At 35.2% G+C, this 11,410-nt stretch carries 10 protein-coding genes; all 10 read right to left on the bottom strand.

The window, feature by feature from the left end:
• Positions 1–516 (bottom strand): GTP-binding protein (locus ACJMLH_RS04530; protein WP_405275135.1); only part of this gene is annotated, 516 nt, incomplete at its 3' end.
• 31 nt (positions 517–547) lie between these two features.
• Positions 548–1,108 carry a 30S ribosomal protein S7 gene (locus ACJMLH_RS04525; protein ID WP_067044337.1) on the bottom strand — a complete coding sequence of 187 codons (561 nt, stop codon included), beginning with the start codon at positions 1,106–1,108 and terminating at the stop codon, positions 548–550.
• A 13-nt stretch (positions 1,109–1,121) separates the two neighbouring features.
• Positions 1,122–1,547, bottom strand: a complete 426-nt coding sequence (locus ACJMLH_RS04520; RefSeq protein WP_067044341.1) for a 30S ribosomal protein S12 — start codon at positions 1,545–1,547, stop codon at positions 1,122–1,124.
• Positions 1,548–1,870: 323 nt separating this feature from the next.
• Positions 1,871–2,302 carry a NusA-like transcription termination signal-binding factor gene (locus ACJMLH_RS04515; RefSeq protein WP_405275132.1) on the bottom strand — a complete coding sequence of 144 codons (432 nt, stop codon included), beginning with the start codon at positions 2,300–2,302 and terminating at the stop codon, positions 1,871–1,873.
• Positions 2,303–2,308: 6 nt separating this feature from the next.
• Complete coding sequence (locus tag ACJMLH_RS04510) at positions 2,309–2,608, bottom strand: 50S ribosomal protein L30e (protein ID WP_405275130.1); 300 nt, start codon at positions 2,606–2,608, stop codon at positions 2,309–2,311.
• Positions 2,609–2,616: 8 nt separating this feature from the next.
• A complete protein-coding gene (rpoA2, locus tag ACJMLH_RS04505; protein WP_405275128.1) occupies positions 2,617–3,807 on the bottom strand; it encodes a DNA-directed RNA polymerase subunit A'' in 1,191 nt (396 codons plus the stop codon).
• An 8-nt stretch (positions 3,808–3,815) separates the two neighbouring features.
• Positions 3,816–6,578 carry a DNA-directed RNA polymerase subunit A' gene (locus ACJMLH_RS04500; RefSeq protein WP_405275126.1) on the bottom strand — a complete coding sequence of 921 codons (2,763 nt, stop codon included), beginning with the start codon at positions 6,576–6,578 and terminating at the stop codon, positions 3,816–3,818.
• Positions 6,579–6,603: 25 nt separating this feature from the next.
• Positions 6,604–8,865 (bottom strand): DNA-directed RNA polymerase subunit B, encoded by a 2,262-nt coding sequence (gene rpoB / locus ACJMLH_RS04495; RefSeq protein ID WP_405275124.1) that lies wholly within the window; start codon positions 8,863–8,865, stop codon positions 6,604–6,606.
• A 13-nt stretch (positions 8,866–8,878) separates the two neighbouring features.
• On the bottom strand, positions 8,879–10,423 hold the full coding sequence (locus tag ACJMLH_RS04490) for a DNA-directed RNA polymerase subunit B'' (RefSeq protein ID WP_405275122.1): 1,545 nt from the start codon (positions 10,421–10,423) through the stop codon (positions 8,879–8,881).
• A gap of 238 nt (positions 10,424–10,661) precedes the next feature.
• On the bottom strand, positions 10,662–11,300 hold the full coding sequence (locus ACJMLH_RS04485; RefSeq protein ID WP_405275120.1) for a DNA-directed RNA polymerase subunit RpoH/Rpb5 C-terminal domain-containing protein: 639 nt from the start codon (positions 11,298–11,300) through the stop codon (positions 10,662–10,664).
• Between the last annotated feature and the right edge of the window lie 110 nt (positions 11,301–11,410).

The raw sequence follows: 11,410 nt of genomic DNA, 5'->3' as shown, positions 1-11,410 counted from the left end.
GAAAATTTTAATGAATCTGTTTTGTAACTCTTCAGGTTCTAATTTTAACTCGTTGATTAATCTGTCAACTTTGTTAATGAATAAAACTGGTTTTACATTTTCTTTTAATGCTTGTCTGAATACAGTTTCAGTTTGAGGCATGATACCTTCAACAGCACAAACAACAACTACTGCGCCGTCTACAGCTCTCATAGCACGAGTTACGTCCCCACCGAAGTCAACGTGACCAGGGGTATCGATTAAGTTGATTAAATATTCGCTGTCTTTGTAGTCGTGTACCATAGATACGTTAGCTGCATCAATAGTAATACCACGTGCTTGTTCCTGTTCGTCGAAATCCAAGAATCTTTGGTCCCCAGCAAGTTCTTCGGAAATCATTCCCGCACCTGCTAAAAGGTTATCAGATAAAGTGGTTTTACCGTGATCGATGTGAGCACAGATACCAATGTTTCTGATTTGTTCAGGTTCATACATCAATTCCTTGATTTTTGCAATCATTTTGTCTCTTCTACTCAAAATAACCACCTATAATATAAACGTTACATGATTAGTGTGCTGCTTTAGCAACTCTTTCTTTCTCTTCAGCTTTTCTTAAAGCAAAGCTTCTTGAATCTTCTTCAGAAGCAAGAATTAATTCATCAGCTAAACATTCAGCGACAGATTTTCTGTTTTTGAATGAAGATTGTAAAGTACCTCTAGTTAAAAATCCTAATGAAAGGTCAACCCTTCTTTGTGGAGAAATATCTACAGCAACTTGGTATCCAATACCCCCGTATTTAATACGGGTAGTTTCTTCACGAGGTGCAGTGTTTTCAACTGCAGTAACTAAAACTTGAACAGGGTTCTTTTTAGTTCTTTTGTTGATAATTTCTAAAGCTTCTCTGACAATGTTGTAAGCTTTGTTTTTCTTACCGGAGTTGAGATGGGTTCTCATGATTTTGTTCATTAATCTTTCAACAATTGATACTTTGGATTTTGCGAATTGTCTTTTTACATGTCTACCAGAAGTATGTGGAACTAAAGTTTCATCCAAGCAGATATATTTTACTAAACCTAAGTCCTCAACTTTTACTTCATCGAGATCCCATTTATCAAATAATTTACTCATAAACATAACCACCTTATCTTACAGGTTTTTCTATTTTTCCACTTACCATTTCTGATAAAGCTACATTATTTACTTTGGAAACTTTCCAACGGACCCCAGGAATATCTCCCATGGATCTTCCGGATGGTCCTCCGATTCCTTCAATCATTACTTCATCGTGTTCATCGATAAATCCAATAGCTCCGTCACCTGGTGCGAAAGCAGTTAATTGTTTACCGTTTTTAATCAATTGAACACGTACACATTTACGAATAGCAGAGTTAGGTTGTTTTGCTTCTATCCCTACTTTCTCGATTACAATACCTCTTGCTTGAGGAGCTCCTTCGAGAGGATCCGCTTTAACATCTAATCTTAAAGCTCTTCTTTTGTAATCTACATCTTTCCACTTAAAATTTTGTCTATTCTTTTTAAGTTTTTTTGCAGCAAAAAGTCCTGGCATAATTTATTCCTCTAATCTTTTTGTTAAAAATATATCTAAGAATCCACCGCTGCGATTTATACTATAAACTATAGTACAATCTAAATTCAAAGATATTAATCAGTAATAATAATAATTAGATAACTAATTATCTAAAAGAAGATATCATGAAATAAAATTAAAGACATTGACAAAAAGCACACATAGTCAAGTCATAAAAAAGTACAGATATCTTATGATAAGTTATATATTTCAACCTTTATAAAGGTATTCATTTTTTGGCATAAAATTAAATAAAAAAAAGTTTTTAATAAAAAAATAAAATTTATAAAATAGCTAAAAAGCTATTTTAAAATAATATTGTCAATATTATGTTGTCTATTTGCTAATAATTTAGCTCTTTCAATATTGATTCCATTTTTACCGATAGCAATACGTTTGTTGGTATTGTCTGCTGTTACAGTAGCTATTTTTTTACCGGATTGCTTTTGACTGATTTTAACAGTCTGCAATTTTGCAGGTGATAAAACATTTTTTATAAATTGAATTGGATCATCATCTAATTCAATGATTTCAACACCTTTATCTACTGCTCTTTGAACTTTAGAAACTGAACTTCCTTTTTTACCTATAGCAAGTCCCATGTCACCATTTTTAACAACAAAAGTAACTTTTCCATGTTCATCATCGATAATGCAATCTTTAACCATTGCTCCAGTCATATTTTCGAAAAGAGCTATGTATCTAATTTCATTTGCACTAAATTTAATAGACACTTAAATCTACCTCAAATCGTCTAATATTGTAGAATCTCCTGGATCGTTAACGATTAATGTAGCAACAGTAAATGGTTTACCACAAACAGAACCCAAATCTACACTGGTTCCATCATATACGAAGGATGGAATTTCGGAAAGATTTGCATAATATTCAACATCTTCAATAATTTCTTTAGGAGCGTTACTAGCAACAACGACAAGTTGTCCTTTTCCTAATTTTAAAGATTGAATTGATTTTTCAGAGCCTAAGATTACATCACCAGTATCTACAGCTACTCTGATTCCTCTATCTACGTCCATCATCTAGCCTCCTATTCTTTTTTATAATCCATTTTGACACCGACTGAACCGGTACCAAGAGGTATTGGTTGTCCAATAATAATATTTTCGATGATACCTGTTAAATCATCTACTTCACCACGAATACTTGCGTTAAGTAAATGTTTACCAGTTTCTTCAAAAGCTGCACGAGCTAATACGCTTGATTTTTCACCACTAATACCATGTCTTCCAATAGATTTTACAACTCCCTCTGAAGTCATGATATCAGCAACTAACATGATATGTCTTACATCAACACTAAGACCTTGTTCTGAAAGAGTGTTTTGAGCTTCATTAATAATGGATTGACGAGCTGCTTCAATACCCAATACTTCACCGATTTCGTGAATGTTGTTGGTGGTAGTTCTTACCTGGTCAATACCGTCCATGGCAAGAATTTCCTTAAGGTTGGATCCTTCAGTATGTATAATCCATTCCCTATCATCTTTACGAATAATAACTTTACCTATACCTTTTATACCACTAATCTGTAAATCACGAACCTTATCGGCCAAAAGACGAAGTTCACGAATTTCAAATTTAGAATCGCCTTTGTCAGATTTTTGAGAAGGAATGGTAATGTTATCATTATTTATTGTAGCCTTCTTGAAAGTCTTTCCAATAATGGCATCGATTTCATCTCTGTCAAGCCTTTTCTCTTCAATTTTTCTATTATCCAAAACTGCTTCCACTACCATGGTACCATAGTTTAAGTTGAAATCAGAAAGAATATCGTTTATTGTGCTTTTACCAATCTGGTTAGCAACAGTTCTGACAAACTCTTCATCATTACGTTTATCTTCTGTAAAGTAAATGTCCATGGTTGGAGTAGCAATGTCTTTTCTAGCGTCAACAATCTCAATAAGTCTTGGAAGACCTAATGTTACGTTCAACTCAGTTACCCCTGCATAGTGAAAAGTACGCATGGTCATCTGAGTACCCGGTTCACCAACAGATTGTGCAGCTACAGTTCCAACAGCCTCGCCAGCTTCAACGTGAGCTCGGTCATAGGCAGCCTTGAGCTTACGGATAAGTTCTTCTAATTCATCATCATTCAGGTCTCTGCTGATATAATGTTCAGCTAAATCTTCGATATAACGATCTGGAAAAGCTATATCAAGGTTTTCTTCTTCATTAAGTCGAGCAATATCTTCTTTTACTTTATTTATAACATCTTCCATAGTTACACCTACTTAGCATCACTTTTAATCCTGATCTCATCGATAAGTTTATCTAAATCTGCAGGTTTACCGAAGTCGGATTTTGCAGGGTCCACACCATCTTCACCAAACATGGTTTGGATAACATTTCCTTGGTTATCGGTAACAAGTCCAGATGGTTTTACTTGTAAATCCTGTAGAGCATTTACGAGTCTTCTTTGCATGTAACCTGATTGTGCTGTACGAATCGCTGTATCTACAAGACCTTCTCTTCCGCCCATTGCGTGGAAGAAGAACTCAATTGGGTCAAGTCCTGATTTGTAACTTGAGTGTACAAATCCTTTCGCTTTTGCCCCTAACTCACCTTTCTTGAAGTGAGGTAATGTTCTGTTTAGGTATCCTCTTTCGATACGTCCACCCCTAACCGCTTGTTGTCCTACACAAGCAGTAATCTGAGTAAGGTTCAACATGGATGCCCTAGCACCAGTACGCGCCATTACTACAGAGTGGTTTTCTACAGCCATCACATGGTCATATGGATCTTCTGGAGATTGTTTACCCATAGTAAGGTAATTTTCTGCAATACTACCGGACATGTCCCTAGCTTCCCCGAGAACTTGCATGATTTTCATCTCTAAAGTCTCTTCAAGACTTCTACCAGGTAAAGCTTGGAGATATCCTTCTTCATAAGATTGAACAAGCATGTCTACTTCTTCCATCTTTTTATCCAAGTGCTCGTTAATACGGTCTTGAGCTTCTTGAGGAATTTCTTCATCGTTTAAAGATGTGGTAATTCCAGTCTTCATGATTCCACAGATTGCAAGGTCAGTGGATCTGTCCAAGAATTCTTTAGCTCTTCCAGGACCATATTCCTTAACGATTTTATCCAAGATTTTTCCTGAAAATGAACCGTATGCTGATTCATCGATTACACCCTGTTCAAGGATACCGTTCTTAATGACAACAGTAGCATCTTCAGCAGGATATACTACAGGACATTTGGAAATCTCAGCACTGTAGGATAAGTTCAAGTCATTAGGTAATAATAATGAGAATAACTCTTTTCCAGTCCATTTATCTCCTTTTTCTTTGTAGATGAAAGATTCTTCATCAAATTCCGGATCATATTTTAAAACCCATTGATTGGATTTGAATGGTGGAATAGCCAAGTGAGATTTACGTATGATTTGTAAAGCTTCCTCTTCAGTGAATTCCACACCGTCCCTTGTAAGGAGGTATGCTCCGGAAATGTGGTCGTGAATAGCACCGATAATCGGTCCACCGAACCTTGGAGATAAGATGTGTTCCTGAACACGCATTAATGATTTTGCTTCTGCACGGGATTCATCAGTCTGGAAAACGTGCATGTTCATTTCGTCCCCATCAAAGTCTGCGTTGTATGGAGGACATACACATAAGTTAAGTCTGAAAGTTTTGTAAGGCAATACTCTTACTTCGTGAGCCATCATACTCATTCTGTGAAGGGAAGGTTGCCTGTTGAATAAAACCATGTCCCCATCTTTAAGGTGTCTTTCGACAATGAAACCAGGTTCCAATTGTTCTAAAATGAATTCCTTAGTTTCATCAGTGACCCTTCTTTTGGTTCTGCCTTCATTTGAGATTACATAGTTTGCACCAGGGTGAACATCAGGACCGTTTTCGATGTAGGTTCTGATTTCATCAATGTTCCATTCGTTTACATATACCGGCACGGTAACTTCTTTTGCAATCATTTCAGGTACACCGACCTCGTTGATACTGATGTTAGGGTCAGGTGAAATTACAGTACGTGCAGAGAAGTTTACACGTTTACCAGAAAGGTTGGAACGGAAACGTCCTTCTTTACCTTTTAACCTTTGAGTTAAGGTTTTGAGTGGTCTTCCAGACCTGTGCCTTGCAGGTGGAACACCTGATGCTTCGTTATCGAAATAAGTAGTAACGTGATATTGTAATAGCTCCCATAAATCTTCAACGATTAATTGTGGAGCTCCTGCTTCCATATTTTCAAGCAAACGTTGATTGATTCTTAAGATATCAACCAATTTGTGAGTTAAATCATCCTCTGATCTCTCACCGGTATCCAAAGTAATGGAAGGTCTTACAGTTACAGGAGGAACCGGAAGTACTGTTAAAACTAACCATTCAGGTCTTGCAACTTCAGAGTTTACTCCTAAAATGAAAGCGTCCTCATCAGTGATTCTTTCAAGTCTTTCCCTTACTTCGGAAGGAGTTAATTTATAATCGCCTTGACGAATAGTGACAGGTTTATCTAAACTTATGGCTTCCTGAGGTGCGCCACAGTGTGGGCAGCAATATTTAGGATCAATTTCTTCATCCTCATCTTCAGGCAAGCTTTTTAATTCGATTTTAGCAGCTTTGTAAACTTCTTTTAAGATAGCGTTAATGCTTTCCTTGTTGTTTACGGCTTCACGAATCTTAGATTCAAAGTATTCTATTTGTTCATCTTCCAAAAGAATACGTCCACATTCATTACATGTAGAACGTAAGATTTTGTGGATTACATCACCAAAACCTACATGAATAACAGGTCTTGCAAGTTCAATACTACCAAAGTGACCTTGACAATCCCCACCTTTGAAACCACAAGTTCTACATACTAAACTAGGATCAATAATACCTAAACGAGGGTCCATTAAACCTTTTTCAATAGGAAAACCATCATCCCCATAAGTATCCGGATATTCGACAGTGACGACTGACATTTTACGAATATCCTCAGGAGACATTAAACCAAAGTTAATTTGTTCAATTTTTTTAATATAATGTGTCATGTGTTGGCTCCTTTAATAAATCTAATTATGCTTTGTCTCCTAAAACTAATTTAGGGAAAATACATAAACTCTTAAGTTCGTCTAATAATAATTTAAATGCGTATGAAATCTCTACAGGATAAGTTTCTACATCTCCACAGATTGGACAGTATTTCTTATTTCTGTTTCTATCGTATACAGCTAACATACCACAGTTTTCACAGACAATAGCTTCATATTTGTCTGATTCATCTAAAAGTCTTTCTTTTAATGTTAATGCTGCACCGTGTGCAATAAGACAATCTCTTTCCATTTCTCCAAATCTTAAACCACCTTCACGTGCCCTACCTTCTGTAGGTTGACGTGTAAGTACTTGTACAGGACCTCTGGAACGAGCGTAAACTTTATCTGTAGTCATATGGTGTAATTTTTGATAATATGCCACTCCAACGAAGATTTCAGCATCGATTCTTTCACCGGTTACACCGCTGTATAAGGATTCACATCCTGCAGATTCAAATCCATGACTGATTAACTGATCTTTGATTTCATCTTCGAGAGTTTGGTTAAATGGAGTTGCGTCTACACGTTCTCCTTCAAGACAACCTGCTTTACCTGCAACCATTTCCAATACCTGACCGATAGACATCCTAGATGGAATCGCGTGAGGGTTAACTATCAAATCAGGCACAACACCAAATTCTGTAAACGGAACATCTTCAGGAGATAATATTAAACCAACAACCCCTTTCTGACCGTGTCTTGATGCGAATTTATCACCAAATTCAGGTTGTCTGGTATCTCTTACTCTGATTTTAGCTAATCTTGAACCTTCAACTGTTTCGGATAAAAGCACTGCATCAACAATACCTTTTTCACCGTGCCTTACAGTTACAGAAGTTTCTCTTCTTCTATCTGCAACAGTACCGAAATCTTCTTCAAGGAATCTTGGAGGTGAAGTTTTACCGATTAATACATCACCGGAACCTACTTCGGATTCAGGGTTTACAACACCGTCTTCATCCAGGTTTCTGTAAGCCTCTTCAGATCTGTATCCTTTAATGTTTTTATCAGGAACTTCAAATTTGTCCACTTGACCCCCGGCATATCTTTTTTCTGAAGTATCATATGCTCTGAAGAAAGAAGATCTGGCTAAACCTCTTTCAAGAGAACCTTTGTTAATAACCATTGCGTCTTCCATGTTATATCCTTCATAGGACATCAATGCAACAACAAAGTTTTGACCGGATGGTCTTAAATCATAATTAGTTGAATCAATAATACGTGTTTTTACGATTGGAGTTTGAGGATGATGCAATAAGTGAGCTCTAGTATCGGTACGTAATGCGTAGTTAGAAACATATAAACCTAAAGCCTGTTTTGTCATACCTGCTTCCATGGTGTTCCTTGGAGAGGAGTTGTGGTCGGAAAATGGAATAATACCTGCACATATACCAAGCATAGTTGCAGGGTCGATTTCCAAATGAGTATGTTCTTCATTTAAATCAGCCAAAGTCATTGCAATGTATGAGTTTTCCTCTTCTTCAGCATCCAAATACTCAATGAGACCATTGTTTATTAAGTCATCCCATTTTAATTTTCCGTTAGCAACTTTATTTAAGTGTTCTTCTCTTAAAAGAGGAACTCCTTCTTTAACAATGATTAATGGTCTTCTAGCTCTACCAGGATCATCGAATATGTAAATTTCATTGTTGTCTTCATAATAAGTGATGTTCATTTCATGAGAGACTTCACCATTTCTTCTTTTTTCTCTCATGTCATGAGTAAATTCAGTAGGATTATTGCAGTATCCTAAAAGTTCACCATTAATGTAAATTTTAGTAGCGCCGGTATTGTCCTGTTTACGTTCATATTTAGGAGGAGTGTAGATATATGAATATTCTTCTCCATTAATATCATCTTCAGGTGCATCTTCAACTGTTTTTTCACCATCTTCAGATTCCTTTTTAACATCAGTTGATTGTTCAATACCTGTATCCATGGATATGCCGAATTTTTCTAAATCGATACCTGGGACATCATGAACTAACTTTTCAACAGTGCCTTCAGGAATATCTTTTATTAAATCAGATATGTCGATTTCATCATCTTGTTCAAATCCGTTTTCTTGGAAATATTCTTTAATTTCGGAAAAATGCTTATTGAACTTGCTGAAAATCTCTTCGTTGTTTTCAACATTTGCCAATTCATTATGTAAAAATTTTTGAATTTCTTTAGATTTTTTAAGAGAAGCAGTCTTTTTAAATCCGAAATATAACATTGCTCTTTTTAAATTTTCATTAACCAATCTTTCACCCCCTCTAAATCAGTTCAACACCCATACTTTCAATAACATCTTTAATTTCCTGCTGGTCGGAACCTTCTGAAATATTACACATCAAAGCCAAGTTTTTAACCAAACCACAGTTAGGTCCTTCCGGAGTTTCGTTAGGACATATTTTACCAAACTGGGTTGGGTGCAAATCTCTTGCTTCAAAGTGAGGTTGACTTCTTGTTAACGGGGATACAACACGTCTTAAATGAGAAAGGGTACCCATGTAACTGGTTCTATCCAACAGCTGACTTACACCAGCTCTTCCACCTACCCAATTACCGGTAGCAATAGCATGTTTAATATTTTCAGTTAAAACATCACTACGGACAGCCTGCTTAATTGAAAGTTCTTTTCCACGGGAAAGACTTCTTTCAAGCTGGTAACTCATATCTCTGGTCAAGTTAGTAAAAGCAACTCTGAATAAATCTTCCATTAAATCACCAGAAACTCTGAGTCTTTTGTTTGTGTAGTGGTCCTTATCGTGAGGTTTTCTTTTTTGTTCAATGACTTCAAGTAACATTTCAGTCATTTCAGCTAAGTAAATAGCTTTATCACGAGCTTTCTCTTGTTCAGTACCCATGTGAGGTAACAAGTAACGGTTAACTACATCAACAGCACGTTTTAAACGATAATCTTTAGGCATGTTTTTGGCCACTCTATTTCCAATGTATTTAATGGCCGCAATTTGCAAGTATCTTCTTCTTTCTTCAAGAGTCATTCCATCCATTTCACTCTGGTCTAATTTCAATGCGTCAAGAGAAACTTGAATATCGTCCGCTATCATCATTTGGAAATTATTGTCATCGGAAATCGCTTCAATAATTTCTTGATCTGTAGCTAAACCAAGTGCCCTTAACAATATAACTAATGGAATTTCTCCAGGAAGATAAGGGAATGAAATTCTTAAAAATACACCATTTTTACGTGGTTTTTTGTATTCCAATGTAATTCTTGCTCTGAAACCACTTTTGATTGAAGTAACAACAGCTTTAGCATGTCTGTCTTCAACAGTGCCCAAACGTTCAAGGATAATTTTGTTTGGAGCAATCTCTTCCATAGTAACAACAGCCCTTTCGGAACCGTTTACAATAAAGTATCCTCCCAAATCCTGAGGGTCTTCATGTTTTTCAATTAATTCTTCAGGAGTAAGACCGTTAAGATGGCAAATGTCAGATTTGAGCATTACTGGTAACTCACCAATATATACTTCTTCCAAAGGATTATCTTCTCCTTCTTCATTCAATGCCATTTCAAGGTACATGTCTGCAGAATAATTTAAGTTCCTAAGCCTTGCTTCAGTTGGATCAATTTCGCTGCTAGATCCATCTGCTTCTTTATTAGATGGTTTTTCAATACGTACTTTACCAGTTTTTAAAGTGTATTTTCCGTCATCTAAAGTAATAGGTTCAGTAATATCAATGATATTTTGAATCCTATTATTTACAAAATCATTGTATGATTTAATATGGTGATCAACTAAATCATACTTATCAAAAAATGCATCAACTAATTTCCAGTTATTCTCTGTCATGGACATCCTCCAGCATTACGTAACGCAATAAAAATAATAAATAAATAAAAATAACAAACACTAGGATAAACCTAACTAATTCATTTAATCATTATTCTTAATTTACTCATAACTATCTCCAATTTAAGATAATTCCTCTCAAACTAAGTTCAAATTTATTATAATGAATTTCTAAAAAAGAAAAAATACAGAAATTATACTATATTAAATTTCACCAATTCTAAAGTCATATCAAACTTTAATAATCTTCAACGATTCTATAAGTCACAAATTCACCTGCAGTTTCACTGACACGTGTAATTTTTATAATATTATCAACATGTAACTCCAAATCTTTGAAATCATCAGAAACTAAACCATTAGCTTCTTTAACTTTTTCAGCCAAACTTTTATCTAAATCGCCGAATCCATCTCTTAATACAACAATTTCATCAAGTTTTGGTTTTTTATTATCTAAAAACAAGACTTTAATCAGGTCTCTAGAAATTAAATTGTTGAGTTTTAAAAACAGTTCAGCAGATTCTTCATCTTCTAATTCAAAATCTAATAAAAATTTATAGGTATCGGTAAATAGCTGCATTACTTTTAATCTATTTTCTTCTTCAGCAATTAATTTACTAATACTTTCTTTTTCTTTATTAGTTTTTTCTTTTTCTCGAGATAATAATTTAGTTAATTTTAAAAAATGTTTTACAGAATCTAAATCAGTAATTTCAAATTTTAAAATGATATTGAAAATCATCGGATCATTTATTAAAATTTTAGGAAGACGATTTATCTCATAATCAACATTTTTAAATTCTTCTTCAATTTCTGAATCTGACATAAGAAGTTTATGTTCAGGTACAAGATTATGTTGTTGAATATCTATTCGCAAATTATTTCCTCCAGATAGAAAATTTAAAATATAAAATTAGAAACAGGCCTGACGGGAATTGAACCCGCGGCCGCTTGGTTAAAAGCCAAGCGCTCTGCCAGACTGAGCTA

This window comes from Methanobrevibacter sp., assembly GCF_045116495.1.
Classification (GTDB): domain Archaea; phylum Methanobacteriota; class Methanobacteria; order Methanobacteriales; family Methanobacteriaceae; genus Methanocatella.
The sequence above is the reverse complement of the archived record's forward strand: the minus strand, read 5'-3'. Positions and strand labels throughout refer to the sequence as shown.

Bases quoted from the DNA above. Each gene is read 5' to 3' on its own strand.
- ACJMLH_RS04525 (WP_067044337.1), bottom strand. From the start codon at position 1,108: ATGAGTAAATTATTTGATAAATGGGATCTCGATGAAGTAAAAGTTGAG.
- ACJMLH_RS04520 (WP_067044341.1), bottom strand. From the start codon at position 1,547: ATGCCAGGACTTTTTGCTGCAAAAAAACTTAAAAAGAATAGACAAAAT.
- ACJMLH_RS04510 (WP_405275130.1), bottom strand. From the start codon at position 2,608: ATGATGGACGTAGATAGAGGAATCAGAGTAGCTGTAGATACTGGTGAT.
- rpoA2 (WP_405275128.1), bottom strand. From the start codon at position 3,807: ATGGAAGATGTTATAAATAAAGTAAAAGAAGATATTGCTCGACTTAAT.
- ACJMLH_RS04500 (WP_405275126.1), bottom strand. From the start codon at position 6,578: ATGACACATTATATTAAAAAAATTGAACAAATTAACTTTGGTTTAATG.
- ACJMLH_RS04490 (WP_405275122.1), bottom strand. From the start codon at position 10,423: ATGACAGAGAATAACTGGAAATTAGTTGATGCATTTTTTGATAAGTAT.